Genomic DNA, 18,911 nt, shown 5'->3' on the forward strand with positions numbered 1-18,911 from the left:
ATGATCCCAATGTCGAAAATTGCCGCCCACGAGGGCCCGGTATCGGGTGCCATGGTCGATCCCCATGCGCGTGGCTTGTTCGATGCCGATATCGCGCTGGCGCTGTGTGATCCCCGTGCGCCATTGGGCGGGTTGCTCAGCCCCGAACGGGCCGGCATGGGCCGCATGGTCGACAAGCGGCAGCGCGAATTCACCGCCGGGCGGGTGGCGGCACACCGGGCGATGGCCGAGCTGGGCTATCCGGCGCAACCGGTTCTACCGGGTGCCGACCGCGCGCCGATCTGGCCCGACGGCCTGATGGGCAGCCTGTCGCACTGTGATTCCCTGTGTATCTGCGCCATGGGCCGGTCGCGCGATGTGCAATCGCTGGGTGTTGACGTCGAAGAGGACGCGCCGCTGGACGCCGAGTTGTTCGATGCCATCCTTACCCCGCCCGAACGCAATTGGCTGGATAATCAGCCCGCCGACGAGATGGGCCGGTTGGCGCGTCTGCTGTTCAGCGCGAAAGAGACGGCCTACAAGGCGCAATACCCCCTGAGCCGGACCGTGTTGGACTTTGAGTCCATTTCCATCGAACTTGTCCTTGAAACAGGGCGTTACGATGCGATCTTCATGCACTCCGTCGGCCCTTTCGCAACCGGAACACGGCTGTCGGGGCGGTTCGTTCGTGCGCAGGGCCTGATCCTGACCGGGATCACCCTGCGCCGTCGTCCCGGCGGCTGAGAACCGCGATGTTTCACCTCACTCGTCGCGCGGCACTGGGGTTGACGGGCGCAGCCAGCCTTGCCGCTGCCGGGGTTGTCGCCGGATTTGCCACCGCGCCGCGCCTGCCCTCGGCGGGCCGGATTGCCGCCGCCTATGCCACACCCTTATCGCCGCCCAAGGCCCCGATGGCGGTGTTCCATCTGGGTCACAGTCTGGTCGGGCGCGACATGCCCGCAATGCTGGCGCAACTGGCCACGGCGGCGTTCGGCGGTGGTTCGGGCCACAGGTATGACAGTCAGTTGGGCTGGGGCACTTCGCTGCGCGAACATTGGGACCCCGCGCTGCCGGTCAACGGATTCACCAGCGAAAACGCCCACAACCGGTTTCGCCCCGCCCGCGATGCCATCGGCTCGGGCGGGTATGACGCGGTGATCCTGACCGAGATGATAGAACTTCTGGACGCGGTGAAATATCACGACAGCGGCGAATACCTGCACCGGTGGGCCGATCTGGCGCGACGGGCAAACCCTGCAACCCGGGTGTATCTGTACGAAACCTGGCACCCTTTGGACGATCCCGCCGGGTTTCTTGCGCGGTTGGACGCCGATCTGCCGAACCTCTGGGAAGGTCGCTTGCTGGCCGCAGATCTGGCGCGGCAAACTGAGCGCCCGATTCACGTGATCCCTGCCGGTCAGGTGCTGGCCCGCGTTGTGCGGCGGGCCGAGTCCGCGCCGCTGCCCGGGTTGGCGCGCCGCGAAGATCTGTTCGCCGTTGCCCCAGACGGCACCCGCGATCCGATCCATCTGAACGATCTGGGGGCCTATCTGGTGGCGTTGACCCATTTTGCCGTGCTGTATCATCGCCCGCCGAGTGGCCTGCCGCACCGCCTGTTGCGGGCTGACGGATCACCTGCCGATGCCCCGTCTGGCGCGGCGGCGGCGCTGATGCAGGCGGCGGTCTGGGAGACGGTCATCGCCTATCCGAAAACCGGGGTGAGGGCATGAGCTGGCTGTCTGCGCTGACTGGCGTGCTGATGGTCGGTCATTCGCTGATCGGGCCGGACCAGCCCGAAATGCTGGAACAGATGCTGGCGGCGGGCGGACACCCTGTCAGCGTCGAGGCACAGATCATCAACGGCGCGCCGCTGCAATGGAACTGGTCCCATGGCCCCGAGGCTGAAGGTGTCGACGCCCGTGCGCGGCTGGCCCGTGGCGGGATCGGCGCGCTGATCCTGACCGAGGCCGTGCCACTGGCCAACCACCTGCAGTGGAGCGACAGCGCCGGTCAAATTGCCCTGTGGGGTGATGCGGCGCGTATGGAAAACCCGGATGTGCGGGTGTTCGTGCTGGAGACATGGCACAGTCTGGACAGTGGCACCGGTGCGCCCGTGGCCTATGACGACGGTGCCGGGGTGCCTTGGCGTCAGCGGCTGAACGATGACCTGCCCGCATGGCAGGCGCTGGCGGGGGATGCGGTTCTGATCCCCGCCGGGCAGGCCATGGGGCGGCTTTCAGACGCGATCATTGCCGGAACGGTGCCCGGCCTGTCAGACATCAGTGATCTGTTCGCCGATGACATCCACCCGAACGCCATCGGGCATTATTTCGTCGCGCTGGTCAGCTATGCCGCGCTGACCGAACAGTCGCCTGTCGGCCTGCCCTTGACGTTGAAAGACCGCTATGGCGGGGCGTTCCCTGCGCCGGACGCGGGGTTTGGCCAGCGTTTGCAAGAGATCGCCGGTGAGGTTGTCGCTGATCTGTCGGGCGTAACATTTGCCCCGGTCGCGGACCGATTGCCCGCCAACGCCCCGCTAGCAGCCGCAACGCCCACGCCCCCCCGCGCAACGTCGATTCCTGCGATGCCGAACGGCATAGCCATCGGGCTGGCCGGGGTCGACGACTGGTCGACACAGCAGCCGTTTCTTGACGTGATGAAAACCGCCCGCCCGTGGATCGGCCATCTGCCGGGCCAATGGGGCGGGGTTGAATACTCGGACCTGCTCGCGCGCGGCCTGCTTGACGATGACGGCTGGCCAAAGGAAAAGCCCGGCGACCTGAGCGCGATCGGCACCGTGATCCTGACCGATCTGCCCGCCGGGGCCACATCGACCGCCGGGCAATATCGCCTGCGTTTTGACGGCAACGGCATTGTCGAGCCGAAGGGCCGCGCCACCAACATCCGGTACGGACGCAACGAGGTCACATTCAGTTTTACCCCCGGCCCCGGTCTGGTCGACCTCCGCATCCAACGCTCTGACCCGGCGGATCCGGTCCGCAACATCACCGTCGTGCAACAGGATCACGCCGCCGCATTCGACGCGGGCGCGGTCTTCAACCCCGACTGGATCGCGCGGCTGGACGGGTTCGCCGTGGTGCGGTTCATGGATTGGATGGCGACGAACGGTTCGCACCAATCCGCCTGGGCCGACCGACCCCGCCCCGGCGATTTCAGCTTTGCGATCAAGGGCGTGCCCGTCGAAGTGATGCTGGAACTGGCCAACACCCTGAACGCCGATCCCTGGTTCAACATGCCGCATCTGGCCGATGACGCCTATGTCACCGGTTTTGCCGAAATGGTCCGCGACGGGCTGCCCCCCGGACGGCGGGCCTTTGTCGAGTTCAGCAACGAAGTGTGGAACTGGCAGTTTGAACAGGCGGCATGGGCCGATGCCATGGCGCAGGAACGCTGGGGCGCGCGGGATGCTTGGGTTCAGTTTTACGCCCTGCGCGCCGCCGAGGTTGCCGCGCTGTGGTCGGACGTGTTGCCCCGCGACCGGCTGATCAATGTGCTAGGCACCCAGACCGGCTGGCTCGGGCTTGAGGATGTGATCCTGAACGCGCCGCTGTATATGGCCGAGAACCCGGCGAACCTGCGCCCGGCCGAGGCCTTTGAGGCCTATGCGGTCACCGGATACTTCGGCGGCTTTCTGGGCACATCCGAGCGGGCGGATATGGTGCAGGAATGGCTGGCGCAAAGCCGTGCGCGCGATCCGGGCCGCCCCTTTGCCCATGCCATCGCGCTGGCCGCACAGGAACTTTTGGACGGAAGCGTCAATGGGCAGGCCGAAGATACGCTTGCCGATCTTCTGAACCGTGTCCTGCCGTATCACGCGCGGATCGCCCGGGAAAACGGGCTGGCGCTTGTGATGTACGAGGGTGGAACCCATGCGGTCGGCATCGGCCCGATGGTGGACGACGAGGCCCTGTCGGAGTTTCTGATCGCCCTGAACTATTCCGATGAAATGGGCGCGCTTTACAGCAGGCTGATCGATGGGTGGCGCGATTTGGGCGGTGAGCTGTTCAATGCCTTTGTCGATGTGCAGGCACCGACAAAATGGGGCAGTTGGGGCGCGCTGAGGCATCTGGACGACGAAAATCCACGCTGGAACGCACTGTTGGCCGGACAATGAGCGTCAGCGTCATTCTGCCCGCCCATAACGAGGCCGAGTGGATTGGCGGGTGTCTGGATGCGTTGCTGGCGTCGGACCACCCGCAGGTGCAGGTGATCGTGGTCGCCAACGGCTGCACCGATGACACCGCCGATCTGGCGCGCGCCCGGATCGACGCGGCAGCGACCAAGGGTTGGGAGCTGAGCGTTATCGACACGGCCACTGGCGGCAAGCTCTCTGCGCTCAACATCGGCGACGCGGCCGCGACCGGGGCGATCCGGGTTTATCTGGACGCCGATGTGGTGATTTCGCCGGCTTTGCTGGGTCAGATCGCCGGCGCGCTGGACGGGCCCGAGCCGCGCTATGCTACGGGAACACCCCGGGTGGTGCGGGCCCAAACGGCGGTGACCCGTGCCTATGCCCGGCTGTGGGTCACCCTGCCCTTTGTCACCCGTGACGCGCCCGGTTTCGGGCTGTTCGCGGTGAACGAAGCGGGGCGGAAACGCTGGGGCGATTGGCCGGATATCATATCAGACGACACCTTCGCCCGGCTGCACTTTGCCCCGGCGGAGCGGCTGCGCCTGCCCGCCGCCTATGACTGGCCGATGGTCGAGGGCTTCGCCAATCTGGTGCGGGTGCGGCGGCGGCAGAACGCCGGTGTGGCCGAATTTGCGCGGCGTCATCCCGAACTGCTGGCCAATGACGCCACACCGGGCGTCGGGGCGATTGGCGCGCTACGCCGTCTGTTGAGCGACCCTTTGGGGTTTGCCACCTATGCAGCGGTTACGCTGGCGGTGAAGACGCCGCTGTTCAACAGCCGCAATCGCTGGGTGCGCGGACGCTGAACGCGTCGCGCGATCAGGCCCGGGCGGCCACCGCATCGCGGATATGAGCGGCCAGTTTTGCCGCCTCGGTGTCGATGTTGTGGCGGGCGAGCACCCGGGCACGTCCGGCCTGCCCCATGGCAATGCGCGTGACGCGGGGCGTTTCGTCAAGTTCTGCGATGGCATCGGCCAAGGCCGCCACATCGCCTGCGGGCACCAGCCATCCGGCATCGGGAGTCAACAGTTCCGGCGTGCCCGCGATATAGGTTGCGATGACCGGACGACCGGCGGCCATCGATTCCATCACCACCATGGGCAGACCTTCGGCAAAGCTCGGCATCACCAAGGCATGTGCCGCCGCCAATTCGCCATTCACCCGGTCCTCGTCTACCCAGCCGGTCAGGGTGATCCGGTCCTGCAATCGATGGGTTTCAATCGCGCGTTCCAGATCGCCGCGCATGGGTCCGTCGCCCAGAAGGGTCAGATGCAGGTCGGGGTGACTGTCCCTTAGCCGCGCCATCGCCAGAACCAGCACCATCTGGCCCTTCTGCTCGACAAACCGTCCGATCGCCGCGATCCGGGTCGGGCCATTGGGCACCGGTGTCGGATCGGCAAAGGCGGCGGGTTCAATACCGCAATGAATGACCTTGATCTTGTCCCAGTCGCGAAAGGCCGCCCAGCGTGACAGTTGACTGCGCCCGAACTGGCTGATCGCGACGGCAAAGGCGGAATGCTCTACTTTCGCCGCCAGAGACAGAGCGCGGGGTTCGTCGAATTCTTCCGGGCCATGGGTGGTGAAACTGTATTGCGGCGCCCCAAGGGCATGGGCCAGCATTGCGACCTCGGTTGCATTGGTGCCAAAATGACTGTGAATGTGACATAAGCCCGCCGTGGCGCACAGATCGGCCACATGCGCCGCCTCGGCGAGATAGGCGAGCCGGCGCAGCGGGTTGCCCCCCGCGTTGCGCGCCATCCGCCATGCCAGCCGCGCCGCCGACAGAGTGGCCCGCGGTTTGCGAACCGCCCGCCCGATCAGCCCCGCAAACAATGCCGCCAACCCGCGATCAAGGACATAGCTAGTGCGCTCTTGCTCGTCGCGATTTCGCGGATCGTCCAGCGCCATCTCAGGCCGTCGCATGGCCAGCCGCGTGACCTGAAATCCCGCCCGTTCAAGCGCCTGCACCTCGCGCCGGATAAAACTGTGCGACGGCATCGGATAGGTGTTCAGGACATAAGCGATCTTCACCGGGGGCTCCTGTTACAGCGCCCGTTCCGGGCTGCGATGTGGTCCGGTCTGGCATGCCACAATGCGCAAGGCGAGGCGCAACTGTGGCGCTGCGGGGAAATTCTGCTGCGGCCACTGGCATTCCTTCGATATGTCCCGCAGAACACTGTGCAGGGCGGCAGACAGGAACCAGATGGCATGAATTCTATGATGGCGGCATTCCGGGGCTCGCGTCTGCGCTCGCGCGCGTTGCGCAGTGCGTCCTGGATCCTGATCGGATACTCTGGCAGCCAAGGCATGCGGCTGGCGGCAAACCTGATCCTGACCCGTCTGCTGTTTCCCGAAGCGTTCGGGATGATGGCTCTGGTCGGGGTCGTGACCGTGGGTCTGGCGATGTTTTCCGATGTCGGGATCAGCCCGTCGATTTCGCAAAGCCCACGCGGCGAAGACCCGGATTTCCTCAACACGGCATGGACGATTCAGGTGATCCGTGGGGTGGCTTTGTGGCTCACCTCATGTGTGTTGGCATGGCCGGTGGCGTGGTTTTACGACGCGCCGGACCTGGCGCTGTACCTGCCGGTCGCCGGTCTGTCGCTGCTGATTGCCGGATTCAACCCGACGCGGATTGAAACGGCGCAGCGACGGCTGCTGGTTGGACGGCTGACCCTGCTGGATCTGGCCGGTCAGGCCGTCGCGATCATTGCGATGGTGGTTCTGGCCTGGGTGTTCCAGTCGGTCTGGGCGCTGGTGGTTGGCACAGTGATCGGCGCGCTGGCGACGCTGCTGCTGACCCACATGGGGTTGCCGGGGCTGGTCAACCGGTTTCGCTGGGAAACGGCGGCGGCGGACGAGTTGATCCGGTTCGGCAAATGGATATTTCTGTCCACGGCATTCTGGTTCCTCAGCTCTCAGGGGGACAAGGCGATCCTTGGCAAATTCCTGAGCCTTGAGACGCTTGGGGTTTACAACATCGGTTACTTTCTGGCGGCCTTTCCCCTCGCGTTGGCCCATGCGGTATCGGGCAAGGTGCTGATCCCGATCTACCGCGAGGCCCCGCCAAAGGATTCGCCCGCCAATGCGGCAAAGCTGCGGCGTCTGCGCCATGCCCTTGGGCTGTCGATTCTGGCGCTTTTGCTGGTGGCGGCACTGCTGGGGCCGGCGATTGTCGATCTGCTGTATGATGCGCGCTATACCCATTCCGGCGCGATGCTGGTTTTGCTGGCGGTGGCGCAGATTTCACAGGTTGCCGGTCTGACCTATGATCAGGCGGCCTTGGCGGCGGGGGATTCGCGGCGATTTTTCGTATTTTCCTGCCTGCGCGCGATTTTGCAGGTCGGGCTGCTGCTGATCGGAGTCACCCTGTTCGGGCTGATCGGCGCGCTGGTTGCCACGGGGATCGCGATGCTTGCCACCCATCCGATTGCCATCTGGCTGGCGCGGCGTCACGGGGTCTGGGATCCGCTGCATGACGCATTGATTTTCGGCATCGGCGGCATCGGTGCCGCGCTGGCGCTCTGGCTGCATTGGGGTGCGATACTGGCAATGGCCGCCGCAACCTGACCGCAAATGATCGGTGACCGGGTGCCCGCCCCGGTCAGTCCCGCGGGCTGGGGCTGGCGGTGGGGCGCATGCCGATCAGCCGGTAGAATGCACCACGCAGCCTGACCGAAAGCGGTCTGCGCACCGGTCGGGCCGCCAGATAGGGAATTGACACGACAGGCATGATCCCCACTTCGCGTTTCATCTGTGCGGCGGTCCGGATCACGCCGCTGCGCCAGTCAAGCACAAAGGCAATCCCCAGCGCCCCCAGAACGCTGGCGAGCGCCCCCATCAGAGCCAGCTTCTTCTTGCTTGAGGTATAGGGATAGTCGGGCAGCGACGCGGCCTCGATCACCGTCATGGACTCGGCGTTGTGCTGCGCCTCCAACCGCACGCCGACCTCGGCTTCGGCGCGGCGGGTCGCGGCCACGTCCATCTGGCTTTGGAACTGTTGCAACTGACGCTCAAAGGCGGCCAGTTCACGCTCAACCGCTGGATTCGTCTCGATGATATCGGAGAGTTGCGCCGCCCGGTCGACCAGCAGAGCGCGCTGTTGGTCCAGCGATCCAAGCTGCGAATTCAGTTCGGCAGTTTCGCGTTCGACGGTTGCGCGCCTGCCGTTGCTGTCGACGCGCTCCAACTGTCGCTGAACGGTGATCCGTGTGCGGTCGATCTCGAGGATGGCCTGATTGATCGTCGCCACCTCGGCCCGGCGGACTTCGAGCGTTCCGGGGTTGGCAAGATCGTTCTCAGCGCGGAACACTTCGATCCGTTCTTCCAGAGCGCTGATCTCGGCGATCAGCGCCGCTTCGCGCCGGGCGAAGAATTCCAATGTCGCGCGGGTCTGTTCGACGCGTGAATCGATGCTGAGTGCGATTGTGCGGTCGGAAAACTCTTGCGCCACGGCCTGCGCCTGTTCGGCGGTGGGCATCTCGGCACTGATCGTCAGAACGGCCACCGTGCCGTCATCGCCGTACCCCTCGCGCACCGCAGCCACGCCTTCGATGCGCACCGACTGGCGCAGGCGGTTGACCTTTTCCGTCAACGTCGCCTCGGGCGTGTCCTTATAAAGTGCGAATTTCTCGATGATGCTTTGCAGGCTGGCACGCGCCATGATCTGCTGTTCGATCAGTTGCAGCCGCCGCGCCGTCGATCCTGCGACGGTGGACGGGGCAAGTTCATTGGCGATGCGCGGGCGTTCGATCTGGATCACCTCGGACGCCCGGAACATGTGTTGCTTTTTCTGCGCATGGATCAACGACACGAAACAGCCCAGCAGGACAAGCCCGACGATTAAGCGAAAATGCCGCCTGAGCATATCGACCAAATCGTCGAGGGAATGGATCGGTCCCATGGGAATCACTCACTTTTCGGTATGCGCCGTGTATCAGGGCGGACGGGTCGAGGTCTGTCGAACTGGGTGTCGGGTCGGGGTCGGTCGGCGGGAGCAGCGTCAGGGTTGGTCGGAACGTCTAGCGGTCATTGCGTTTCAGTATGGGCTGGCGCGCCCGGTTCAGGATCACCCCCAGCAGGGGGCACTGATCGGCCAGCATCCTTTCGCAATCGGTAATCTGTCGGGCCGTGGTGCGGGTGCCGTCCGCAATCAGCAGCACCCCGTCGACCTGCGGCAGGAACGCGCCCAGATCATCGTGGTCCAGAACCGAAGGCATGTCATATAGCACCACATCGGGCACCAGTCGCGCCTGCATGTCATCCAGCACCTGTCCGGTGCGGCGGTCGTGCAAAACCTCGGCTGAATCGCGAAAAGGTTCCGCCGTCAGCCCCAGTGCCAAAGTATCGCTGTAACGTTGCAGATAATCCGCCAGCGGCACCTGAGCGGTCAGGAAATTCCGGATCTCGCCGTTGGTTTGCAGATCCAGTGCCTCGGCAATCCCCGGATCGCGCTGGTTCATGTCGATCAGGATTGTCCGGGTGCCGGGCACCCGGGCGAGCGACATGGCCAGATTGACCGCGGTGAACGTGCTGCCGCAGCCCCGCACGGGCGACGCGATCGCAATGCGCGACCAGCCATTTTTGCGGATCGTATGGACAAGCCGGGTGCGCAACAGATCAAAGGCATCGGCCACTTTCGTGTCGCGATAATGGTCGATCAACGGCGCGGCCCCGGGTGCGCGGCGTTTTGCACGCGGCATCACCGGGGTCAGTTGCCCCCAAGCCTCCGTGCGCGCAGGCTGTTCGATCTCGACGGGTTCGTGAAACAGCGACCGCAGCGCAATATCACGGGACCGCGAACGTCTTTCAGGCGGGTGCTGCGCTGGATGACCCCCGGTAAAGGGCGAAATCAGGTGATGCGAGACGGGCTGCGCAACTGCTTCAGGTGGCGCGGCCTGTGCAACCATCCCGGCCAGCGCGCGTGCCCAAGGGCTGTCGCGGGTCAGACGCGGCTTGGACTCCGGCGCGGATTTGCGCGGATCGTTCATCTGACGCTCGCTGTCGAAATCATCGCTTTCCCCTTGCACGCGCGTGCCAAACGGATCGCACCGTAAAGACAAATCGTTCATATCGTGACCAATCCCGTGCGGTGCACACCCTGCCCTGCCCCGGCCCGGGCGGCCCATTGGCGCCCCCGACCCTGTTCGCGACACCGACTGTGCCCGACATCGGTTGTTTACCAACAAAACGGCGATCGTATGGCGTATCCGGGACCGGTGTCCGGTCACCGCAGACAGATGGGGCGCGGTCGTTGCGATTCAAGCCGGGCCTTCAGTATCCCGTTTGCCGCATCATGACCCCCACGGTACGCATCATCACCCCCAGATCGCCCAGCAACGACAGCGACCGATTGTATTGCGCATCGATCTCGGCGCGGAAGGAAAAGTGGTTCTCATTGCGCGCCGACACCTGCCAGAACCCTGTGATTCCCGGGCGCAGGGCAAAATAATTCTGCGGATCGCCATACATGCTCAATTGATCGGGCATCATCGGACGCGGGCCAACCAGGCTCATCTCGCCGGTCAGGACGTTCCAGAACTGCGGCAACTCATCCAGCGAGGTCTTGCGCAAAAGATTTCCCACAGCGGTGACGCGCGGATCTTTTTTCAGTTTCTGGGTCGTGGCCCATTCGTGCGCCAAGGCCGGATCGCTGTCCAGATAGCGCTGCAGCACGGTGTCTGCATCGCGCACCATTGTTCGCAGCTTGAGGATCGAGAACCGTTCGCCACGTGCGCCCAGACGGATCTGGCGATAGAACGGCTGCCCGCCTTCAAACAACAGGGCCAAGGCGCACAGTCCGACAATCACCACGGTCAGCGGCAGGCTCAGCAGTACCAGAAAAACATCGAGAAGCCGCTTGCCGATATGACGATACAGCCATGGCAACTTGCCCGACGGCAGGGTCTCGGCCTTCTTCGGGTTGGACGGGGGCGAGTTTCCTTGGTGTCCCGAGCCAAACAGCGACATCACCAACCCATTATGGTCAGCGATAACGCCATCGCTCAGGGAGGCGATGTTTGCGTCTTCGTACAATTGGTCTTTCACCCCAAGACACTCCCAAATTCTACGTGGCAGCCCCAAGGGCACATCACGGGTGCGTCGCAGCGCAATACGCGCCCGGGTTTCCGCCGCACCACGCGGAACTCCGGTCATTTCGGGCAGCCCCCCGTGCAAGCAGCAGGGTCATCCGGAAAAGACGGCCGTCAGGTCGCCCTTGATCATGTATGTGGCCAACCCTCGGGCTTTTTCAGCAAATTCGACGAAAACAGATTGTTTCCGCCCTATTAGCACCAATGAACCCAATAAACCTATTGGAAGGTAAGCATTTAATCTATTCCGGCAACAATCCCTTAAGAGGATCCACCGGCTGTTTCCAATTCAAATCGGCCCCGTCAGAAAGGTGACGGAACCACCCCGCCTACTCGGTCTATTCTGTCGGACCGACACCTTGGCGAGACGTACAATGTGTTTCCCAGATCTACAACGTGGCGGTTAAAAGGCCAACTGCGGAACACGGTCCAAGGCCTCAGATGACGCTGCGGAACTGTGGTGAAAAACCTGCCGTTTCGCGCCCCCCGATCCCACCAGAACTAGTGTATTTGGTCAGGCTTCAGTGAAACAACCAGTCAGATCAGATGGCGCGCTAACGGTGCAAAAATGGATCGCCGGCAGAAAGGACAATCTTCCTGACGCATTCGACTCAGCGGCGGCAGAACTGGACAGTTGGACGTCGCGAAAGGTTTCAAGACGCGATTACGGGTCGTTCACAACCGACTGTTTAATTTAGATTTTTTCTGTCAAGTGCGGATTTCCCGCCGTCAGATTCAGGTGCAAAAACCCACTCGATCCTTGACACAACGTTGACCAAAGGCGCAGGTTAGAGCCGTCATTTACCAGTATCGACCGACCGCTTTTTTCAGCGACGCACTCGGCCGTACTTTTTTTAATACGAAAATTTTTCTGGGATCGGCCCAGTGAGGCGATGATCTGCCCGATACGCCCCGGTTACGGGGATGCAGAGACACCGGCCTCCTCCACTCCCTCATTTTCATAGCAACAGAATTGCGTGGCGCGACGATGTCACGCTTTCCGGAAAAGGAATTTTCAAATGACTTCCCGACTCATCCCCGACTCCATCCATTTTGAAACCATCCTCGACGCGGCGCTTTCCGCCGTTCTGGACCATGGCAGCCTGACCGCGCCGGTCAGCTTTGCCCCCAATGACGAAGGCAACGAAGGCGACGAAGGTAACGAGGGCAACGAAGGCGACGAGCGCGGCGCCGACGAAGGCAACGAGGGCAATGAAGGCAACGAAAGTGACGAAGGCAACGAAGGTGGCCTGGATGAAGGCAATGAGGGCAATGAATCCGGCCCGAACGACGAAGGCAACGAAAGCGACGAAGGTAATGAGGGCAACGAAGGCGACGAACGCGGCGTAGATGAAGGCAACGAAGGTAACGAAGGCAACGAAGGTAACGAGGGCAATGAGGGCGGCCTGGATGAAGGCAACGAAGGTAACGAAGGCCAGGAAGGCAATGAGGGCGACGAAGGCAACGAAGACGACGAAGGAGACGAGAACGACGAAGGCGATGAAGGTGACGAACTGGACGAGGGCGACGAAGGTAACGAGGGCGACGAAGGCAACGAAGGCGACGAAGCCAATGAGGGCAACGAGCTAGACGAAGGTAACGAAGGCAACGAGGCCGACGAAGGCGACGAAAACAACGAAGGCACCGAGGGCGACGAAGGTAACGAAGGCGACGAAGGCAACGAGGGATTCGAGAACGACGAAGGCAACGAGGCCGACGAAGACGACGAAGGTAACGAAGGCAACGAGACCAACTCGGAGTTCAACGGCGCCGACGACGAAGGTGACGAAGGTCAGGAAGGCAGCGAAGGCGACGAAGAATTCGCAATCTCTGACGAAGACGACGAAGGCAATGAAGGCGACGAAGCCAACGAGGGCAATGAAGACGACGAAGCCAACGAAGGTGACGAAGGCAACGAAGGCCAAGAGGGCGACGAAGGCCAGGAGGGTGACGAGGGCAACGAAGGCGATGAGATCCCCGACGTGATCTTCGAAATCGGCGCCGACGAAGGCAATGAAGGCGATGAGGGCGACGAAGGTAACGAGGGTGACGAAGGCGACGAAGGTAACGAGAACGACGAAGGCAACGAAGCCGACGAAGCCAACGAAGGTGATGAAAACGACGAGTTGAACGACGGCGACGAAGGCAACGAGAACAACGAAGGCGACGAAGGTAACGAGGGCGGCGAAGGCAACGAAGGCGACGAAGACAACGAAGGCTTCGAAGGCGACGAAGGTGACGAGGGTAACGAAGGTAACGAAGGCGTCGAAGGCGACGAAAACGACGAGAACAACGAAGGTAACGAAGGCAACGAATCCGCCACCCAATACGTCGATGACGTCGTCGGAAACGGCTTCGAAGGCGACGAAGGCGACGAAAACGACGAAGGTAACGAAGGCACTGAAGGCGACGAAGGCAACGAGAACGACGAAGGTAACGAAGGCGACGAGATCCCCGACATCATTATCGAAATCGGCGGCGATGAAGGCAATGAAGGCAACGAAGGAGATGAAGGCAACGAGGGTGACGAAGCCAACGAAGGCAACGAGAACGATGAAGGCAATGAGAACGATGAAGGCAACGAAGGCAACGAAGTGATCATCGACCTCGACACCTTTGGCTTCAACGAAGGCGACGAAGGCAACGAAAACAACGAAGGAAACGAAGGCGACGAGTTCGACGAAGGCGACGAAAACAACGAAGGAAATGAAGGCAACGAAGGCGACGAAGGCGACGAGAACGACGAAGGAAATGAAGGAGACGAAGACAATCAGGGCAATGAAGGCGACGAAGGAAACGAATTCTTCCCGACCATCGGTGACGAAGGCGATGAAGGCAACGAGAACAACGAGAACGACGAAGGCGATGAAGGGAACGAAGGAGACGAGGGCGTAGAAGGTAACGAAGCCAACGAAAACAACGAAGACAATGAAGGCGACGAAAACGACGAAGCCAACGAGAACGACGAAGGCGACGAAGGTGACGAAGCCGACGAAGGCGATGAAGGAGAGGAAGGCGACGAGAGCAACGAAGGTGACGAAAACGACGAGAACGACGAAGGTGACGAAGACAACGAAAACGATGAAGGAGATGAGGGAGACGAGGGTGATGAAGGCTACGATTGATGCCTTGATCCTGTCCTGATCCGATTGTGATCGTGACATCTGGCCGCGCCTCAGGGCGCGGCCATTTTACGTTACCCCATGATTTTCTTGAACTTACCCATCCGGCACCGCATCCGGCGCGCTGTACCGGTGATTCAGGTCAGCCCTTGTCCGACAGGATCGCCACAAGTTCAGCTGTTGAAATCCGCCCCGAAAACAGATCGTCAATCTGCACCGCGCCGGGATGCGTGGCGGCCGATCGGGCGAGACTCCGCGCAAAGGGATAATTGACGTCATAGTCATAGGCGGCGCGTTCGGGCGTACGCAGGCGGTCCAGCCACATTGCGCCGTCGGATTGGACCGCCCCCTCTGGCGGCAGGCCCGCCATACAGTGGATTTCGGCCAGAAAGGCACAGGTTTCACGCAGGATCGGCGGCATGAAACGGCCCTCACTTGCCACCAGCTGCCATGCGTGGCCGAATTCATGGGCCAGTGCGCGCTGGTCGGCCACCCTTCCCCGCCAGACAACAGACACGAACGGTCGCCCGTCGCCAATGTCGGCAATCGTGAAGGGGCGGGGATATTTCACCGGATCGGGATCAAACCGGGTCAGGGTGCGTGCGGTGGTGGCGCGGATCGTCGCGGCGCAATCGGGTTGCCAGCGACACAGGGCCTCGGCAATCGCGGCCCAGTTGCAGTCTGGCCCCTTCCCCACCGCAGGAAGTGCCACGGCATTCGCGCCGTCCCGCCCCGGTTTCAGGTCAAGGATCGCGCGGCAGATCGGCGGCGTGATGCCATGCAGGTCCAGCCACGCGGACAGCATCGTGCCGGTCGCCCCGCCCTCGCTCAAGGACAGGCAAACGGATCAGAAACGGAATGAACAAGCGGGCGGTCCACCGGCAACAGCCCGGCAACATATTCGATACGATGAGGCACCGCATTGCGCGTTGCCGCTGTATCGGCGGGCGGAAAGCGATCGGGGTGATGCAGGAGGGCAAAGGCAAACAGCGCGGTTTCGGCGAGGTCCTCACGCTCGGGGGAATTTTGGCCATATTCGGTCAGGAACATCCCGTCCGCCTGTTGCGCCGCAATCCATCCCGCGGACAGCCGATAATCGGCATCCCAGGACGCATGAACCGCTTCGTGAAACAGCGATTCTTCAAGGTGATCATAGTCCAGCCGGTTGTCAGTGGTTTCGGCATAGACGACGATCTGTCCGGTTCCGGCATGAAATCCCGCGCGCCCGGCATGAACACTGAACCTGTCGATCCCTTCGCGCAGTGGTGTGGGCAATTGGCCAAGGGGTGCGGCGTACCGCTCGGCCTCGGCCAAAGCTGCGTCGCCGAACTCGGGATTGATCGCGATTTCGATGTTCGTGCCGTCGGAATAATGCGCGTCGAACAGAAAGGCATCGATCACCGGTTCGTCCTCGATACGTTTATCCCAGATCTGACGCTCTCCCCGTCCGGAGGGGACCAGACAGGTCAAGGTCGTCGGATCACTGGTGCGGATGATGTCAAATACGGTTCCCGCCGTATCGCTGAACGGCGGATCTGATTGCCCATTTTGTGAAGCCGCGATCTGTGGCGCGGCTAGCACAACAAGCGCTGTGGCAATTCGGCAAAGACTGTTGGACATCATGCAATCCGCTTCGGTCAAATGGGTTGGTGCGCCAGCCCGAGACGCATCCGATCGGCCCGGCGCGTTAAGAATGCTGTATGGTGCCCCGCCCGACCCTGCCTGCCAAGGAATTTCTGGCGCCCCTGACCCACCCGGCAATCGCTTGCCGCCATTACATTCACACCGTCCTTAAACGCAGCGGCGAATCACCATTCACAAAGTTCTGACGCAGTCAAGTCATGTCAGAAATACTTGTGAGATTACGTGGGGGAATGTTACCCTTAACCCATTGTTAGAGGATTTTGTTCGTCAACAGTCATTTCGCGTAGCGGGTAAGGCCGCCGTCAGGACGCGCTGTTTCATAAGAAGGAAAAGCCATGGGATCCGAGGATTTCAAGTTCACCCGACGCACCTATTTTCCCACCACGATCTTCCAGATCGATGTCCCCGAGCCAGAGCCGTTGAACGAGGCACTCCTGTCCAACATCTATGCCGAGCGCGAGCGGGACAGTAAGGGGATCAGCCGGTCCAATTTCACCGAGCTAGGCGGCTGGCACAGCCATAACAACCTGCACAAAGATAAGGAATATTCCGATCTGACCAAGCTGATCGGTGACGCCACTGCCCGGATGAGCGAGGACATGGGATATGCCAGTTCCCACAAGATCACCATCGGCACCATGTGGTCGATCATCAACCCACCCGGCAGTGCGAACCGTGCCCATGTTCACCCCGGCTGCCTGTGGAGCGGCGTCTATTATATTCAGGCGCCCGAAGGCGCTGGCAACATCGAGTTCGTCGAACCGCGCACGATGAATCTGATGAACCAACCCAGATTCAAGCCCAACTCGAAACGGCAAAAAGAATACTGGACCAAGGTGCGGTTCACCCCGATGGCGGGCCGGATGCTGGTTTTTCCAAGCTGGCTGTACCATGCGGTCGATCCGAACATCACCAAGAAAACCGGCGACGCGGCCAACCGGATCATCGTCAGTTTCAATCTGAACCAGGTCAAAGCCTGACCGGATCCTGACCCGACGCGCCCCCGTGCGCGCAGCATTCGGACGGGTGAAATCCATCGACGATGGAAATGCCGGAACAATCGTTTGGTCCGCCGCACCGCTGGCGCACCGCGACCCGGCCCAAGCAAACCCGTAAACGGGTGAAAGCGAGCACATGATGGCCAAAGGCGACCTGAGCGGATCGGCCCGGCTGGCGATGCGGCAGGGCGGGATGATCCTGTCGTCCACATTCGTGCTCAGTTTCGTGGTGAATGCGCTGCGGTTGGCCGGGCCGATGTTCATGATCCTGATCTATGACCGGGTTCTGACGTCGCGGTCGCAGGAAACGCTGGTGTCGCTATTTGTCATGGTCGCCACACTGATGCTGGTGCTGGGGATGCTCGAATACACCCGCAAACGGCTGATCGCCCGGTTTGCCGCGCAATTTCAAGAGCGTATGGAAGGCACGATCCTGCGTTCGGCGTCGCAGAACGACATGTTCGCCACCGGCAAGGCGAAACCTGCAACCGGCCTTGACGAAGTCGATTCCCTGCGCGGGTTCATTCACTCCGGCTCGCTTCTGGCGGTGTTCGATTTCATCTGGGCGCCAATGTTCATCGCGGTCGTGTTCATCCTGCATCCGGTACTGGGCTGGATCTGCCTTGGCGGCATGGCGATCATGCTGTTGCTCGTGACGATCCGCATGACCTTCATGGGTGGGCGCGAAGAACGTGCCACAGCCGCAGGCGGAGCAATCGCCGAGATGAAGAACATGGTCGTCGCATCGCGCGATGTCGTGCGATCGCAGGAAATGAACGCAGGGTTCAAGCAACGCTGGATATCCCGCCGCAGCACCTCCCGGGACGAAGCGATTGCACTGCGCGACTGGACCGGCTGGTTCGATGGGATGTCGTCGACCATGGTGATGCTGGTGCGCTATTCCGTACTGGCCGCCGGGGCCTATCTGACGCTGCAAGGGCAGTTGACGGTGGGGGCGATGGTGGCCTGCACGTTTCTGGTGACCCGGGTTTTAAGCCCGGTGAGCCGGTTCCTGAATGAAATCCCCAATATCCGCAAGGCAATGGACAACTGGGCCCGGCTGAACCGCATTCTGGCCTCGCGCGACGCCGTGACCGCTGATGTTTTCCCCGACGAGATCGGCAAGGCGCGCGCGCGGCTGGATCTGTCGAAGGTTGCCGTGCGTTCGCCGATCACCGGCAGTTCGATCCTCAAGACGGTTGATCTGACGATGGCCCCGGGCACGATGGTTGAAATCCTCGGGAACAGCGGCAAGGGCAAGACAGTGCTGGCCGAAACCATCCTCGGGATCTGGAAACGCAGCGCCGGCGCGGTTCTGGTCGACGGGGTGAACGTCGCCCGCATGAGCGATGAACAGACCGCCGGAATCTTTGGCTATGCGCCTGAGAATGCGACATTCATTGCGGGCACACTGGCCGAAAACATATCGCGCCTCGACCCTGAGATAACGCCCGAAAAGGTGATATCGGCCACCAAACGCGCCTGCCTGCACGGCATCATCACCGCCTTGCCCGATGGCTATGACACCGTGATCGACAGCGCCGCAAGCTGTCTGTCACGCGGGCAGCGCCACCAACTGTCGATGGCCCGGGCAATCTATAACGATCCGCTTGTTCTGGTGGTGGATGAACCCGACACAATGCTGCTGGACCGTCTGCCAAAGACGATCGAAGCCACCTTCAACGGTATTCTTGACCGCGGCGGCGTGATTGTTCTGATGGCGCGCAAGCCACTGAACCTGCCGCAGGCCCGGGTGCAGATGAAACTGGCCAATGGTGTCCTGACCCAGATCGGCAAGATTTCGGCAAGGGAGGCAGCCGGCAGAAAAACCATCTCGGACAAGGTGACCGTGCTGAACGGAAATTCCACAGGCTCACCTCATAAAACCGGCACCCTTCAGCAGAATGCAGCGAGGGGTTAGGCG

At 61.9% G+C, this 18,911-nt stretch carries 14 protein-coding genes; 8 read left to right on the forward strand and 6 right to left on the reverse strand.

Annotated elements, in window-relative coordinates; translation table 11 throughout:
• Nucleotides 1-9 precede the first annotated feature (9 nt).
• Genes FQ320_RS06955 through FQ320_RS06970 form a run of 4 tightly spaced genes read left to right on the forward strand, consistent with a single transcriptional unit; the run spans nucleotide 10 to nucleotide 4,938 of the window.
• A complete protein-coding gene (locus FQ320_RS06955) occupies nucleotides 10-723 on the forward strand; it encodes a 4'-phosphopantetheinyl transferase (protein WP_187393801.1) in 714 nt (237 codons plus the stop codon).
• A gap of 8 nt (nucleotides 724-731) precedes the next feature.
• On the forward strand, nucleotides 732-1,709 hold the full coding sequence (locus FQ320_RS06960; RefSeq protein ID WP_148470987.1) for a hypothetical protein: 978 nt from the start codon (nucleotides 732-734) through the stop codon (nucleotides 1,707-1,709).
• Nucleotides 1,706-4,114, forward strand: coding sequence for a hypothetical protein (locus FQ320_RS06965; RefSeq protein WP_148470988.1), 2,409 nt, complete (start codon nucleotides 1,706-1,708; stop codon nucleotides 4,112-4,114). Before FQ320_RS06960 ends, FQ320_RS06965 begins: the two co-directional genes overlap by 4 nt.
• Nucleotides 4,111-4,938, forward strand: a complete 828-nt coding sequence (locus FQ320_RS06970; protein ID WP_148470989.1) for a glycosyltransferase — start codon at nucleotides 4,111-4,113, stop codon at nucleotides 4,936-4,938. The genes FQ320_RS06965 and FQ320_RS06970 overlap by 4 nt, the downstream gene beginning before the upstream one ends.
• Before the next feature lie 13 nt (nucleotides 4,939-4,951).
• On the opposite strand, the gene FQ320_RS06975 is transcribed toward FQ320_RS06970, so the two are convergent.
• Nucleotides 4,952-6,163 carry a glycosyltransferase gene (locus FQ320_RS06975; RefSeq protein WP_148470990.1) on the reverse strand — a complete coding sequence of 404 codons (1,212 nt, stop codon included), beginning with the start codon at nucleotides 6,161-6,163 and terminating at the stop codon, nucleotides 4,952-4,954.
• Between the two features lie 177 nt (nucleotides 6,164-6,340).
• Here FQ320_RS06975 and FQ320_RS06980 point away from each other — a divergent pair, with 177 nt between their 5' ends.
• Nucleotides 6,341-7,702: an oligosaccharide flippase family protein gene (locus tag FQ320_RS06980; RefSeq protein ID WP_148470991.1), complete on the forward strand. Its 1,362-nt coding sequence runs from the start codon at nucleotides 6,341-6,343 to the stop codon at nucleotides 7,700-7,702.
• Between the two features lie 34 nt (nucleotides 7,703-7,736).
• On the opposite strand, the gene FQ320_RS06985 is transcribed toward FQ320_RS06980, so the two are convergent.
• From FQ320_RS06985 to FQ320_RS06995, 3 genes are all read right to left on the reverse strand, one after another.
• Nucleotides 7,737-9,035: a DUF874 domain-containing protein gene (locus FQ320_RS06985; RefSeq protein WP_148470992.1), complete on the reverse strand. Its 1,299-nt coding sequence runs from the start codon at nucleotides 9,033-9,035 to the stop codon at nucleotides 7,737-7,739.
• Nucleotides 9,036-9,153: 118 nt separating this feature from the next.
• Nucleotides 9,154-10,203, reverse strand: a complete 1,050-nt coding sequence (locus tag FQ320_RS06990; RefSeq protein ID WP_148470993.1) for a CpsD/CapB family tyrosine-protein kinase — start codon at nucleotides 10,201-10,203, stop codon at nucleotides 9,154-9,156.
• Between the two features lie 202 nt (nucleotides 10,204-10,405).
• On the reverse strand, nucleotides 10,406-11,287 hold the full coding sequence (locus FQ320_RS06995; protein ID WP_370513029.1) for a sugar transferase: 882 nt from the start codon (nucleotides 11,285-11,287) through the stop codon (nucleotides 10,406-10,408).
• 955 nt (nucleotides 11,288-12,242) lie between these two features.
• Between FQ320_RS06995 and FQ320_RS25570 the strand changes: the two genes are divergently transcribed.
• Nucleotides 12,243-14,348, forward strand: coding sequence for a hypothetical protein (locus tag FQ320_RS25570; RefSeq protein ID WP_187393802.1), 2,106 nt, complete (start codon nucleotides 12,243-12,245; stop codon nucleotides 14,346-14,348).
• 139 nt (nucleotides 14,349-14,487) lie between these two features.
• Here the strand turns inward: FQ320_RS25570 and FQ320_RS07005 are convergent, their stop codons facing one another.
• Both FQ320_RS07005 and FQ320_RS07010 read right to left on the reverse strand, forming a co-directional pair.
• A complete protein-coding gene (locus FQ320_RS07005; protein ID WP_148470994.1) occupies nucleotides 14,488-15,177 on the reverse strand; it encodes a hypothetical protein in 690 nt (229 codons plus the stop codon).
• Nucleotides 15,174-15,965, reverse strand: a complete 792-nt coding sequence (locus FQ320_RS07010) for a hypothetical protein (RefSeq protein ID WP_148470995.1) — start codon at nucleotides 15,963-15,965, stop codon at nucleotides 15,174-15,176. Before FQ320_RS07010 ends, FQ320_RS07005 begins: the two co-directional genes overlap by 4 nt.
• 359 nt (nucleotides 15,966-16,324) lie before the next feature.
• On the opposite strand from FQ320_RS07010, the gene FQ320_RS07015 reads away from it, so the two are divergent.
• Together FQ320_RS07015 and FQ320_RS07020 are read left to right on the forward strand one after the other, a co-directional pair.
• Entirely contained in the window at nucleotides 16,325-16,969 is a 645-nt protein-coding gene (locus tag FQ320_RS07015; protein ID WP_148470996.1) for a TIGR02466 family protein, read from the forward strand.
• A 157-nt stretch (nucleotides 16,970-17,126) separates the two neighbouring features.
• Nucleotides 17,127-18,908: a type I secretion system permease/ATPase gene (locus FQ320_RS07020; RefSeq protein WP_187393803.1), complete on the forward strand. Its 1,782-nt coding sequence runs from the start codon at nucleotides 17,127-17,129 to the stop codon at nucleotides 18,906-18,908.
• The last annotated feature ends 3 nt before the right edge of the window (nucleotides 18,909-18,911 follow it).

Source organism: Oceaniovalibus sp. ACAM 378 (assembly GCF_008085915.1).
Classification (GTDB): domain Bacteria; phylum Pseudomonadota; class Alphaproteobacteria; order Rhodobacterales; family Rhodobacteraceae; genus Oceaniglobus.

Coding starts and splice junctions, on each gene's coding strand:
- FQ320_RS06955 (WP_187393801.1), top strand. CDS start 10: ATGTCGAAAATTGCCGCCCACGAGGGCCCGGTATCGGGTGCCATGGTC.
- FQ320_RS06960 (WP_148470987.1), top strand. CDS start 732: ATGTTTCACCTCACTCGTCGCGCGGCACTGGGGTTGACGGGCGCAGCC.
- FQ320_RS06965 (WP_148470988.1), top strand. CDS start 1,706: ATGAGCTGGCTGTCTGCGCTGACTGGCGTGCTGATGGTCGGTCATTCG.
- FQ320_RS06970 (WP_148470989.1), top strand. CDS start 4,111: ATGAGCGTCAGCGTCATTCTGCCCGCCCATAACGAGGCCGAGTGGATT.
- FQ320_RS06980 (WP_148470991.1), top strand. CDS start 6,341: ATGAATTCTATGATGGCGGCATTCCGGGGCTCGCGTCTGCGCTCGCGC.
- FQ320_RS06985 (WP_148470992.1), bottom strand. CDS start 9,035: ATGGGACCGATCCATTCCCTCGACGATTTGGTCGATATGCTCAGGCGG.
- FQ320_RS06990 (WP_148470993.1), bottom strand. CDS start 10,203: ATGAACGATTTGTCTTTACGGTGCGATCCGTTTGGCACGCGCGTGCAA.
- FQ320_RS06995 (WP_370513029.1), bottom strand. CDS start 11,287: ATGACCGGAGTTCCGCGTGGTGCGGCGGAAACCCGGGCGCGTATTGCG.
- FQ320_RS25570 (WP_187393802.1), top strand. CDS start 12,243: ATGACTTCCCGACTCATCCCCGACTCCATCCATTTTGAAACCATCCTC.
- FQ320_RS07010 (WP_148470995.1), bottom strand. CDS start 15,965: ATGTCCAACAGTCTTTGCCGAATTGCCACAGCGCTTGTTGTGCTAGCC.
- FQ320_RS07015 (WP_148470996.1), top strand. CDS start 16,325: ATGGGATCCGAGGATTTCAAGTTCACCCGACGCACCTATTTTCCCACC.
- FQ320_RS07020 (WP_187393803.1), top strand. CDS start 17,127: ATGGCCAAAGGCGACCTGAGCGGATCGGCCCGGCTGGCGATGCGGCAG.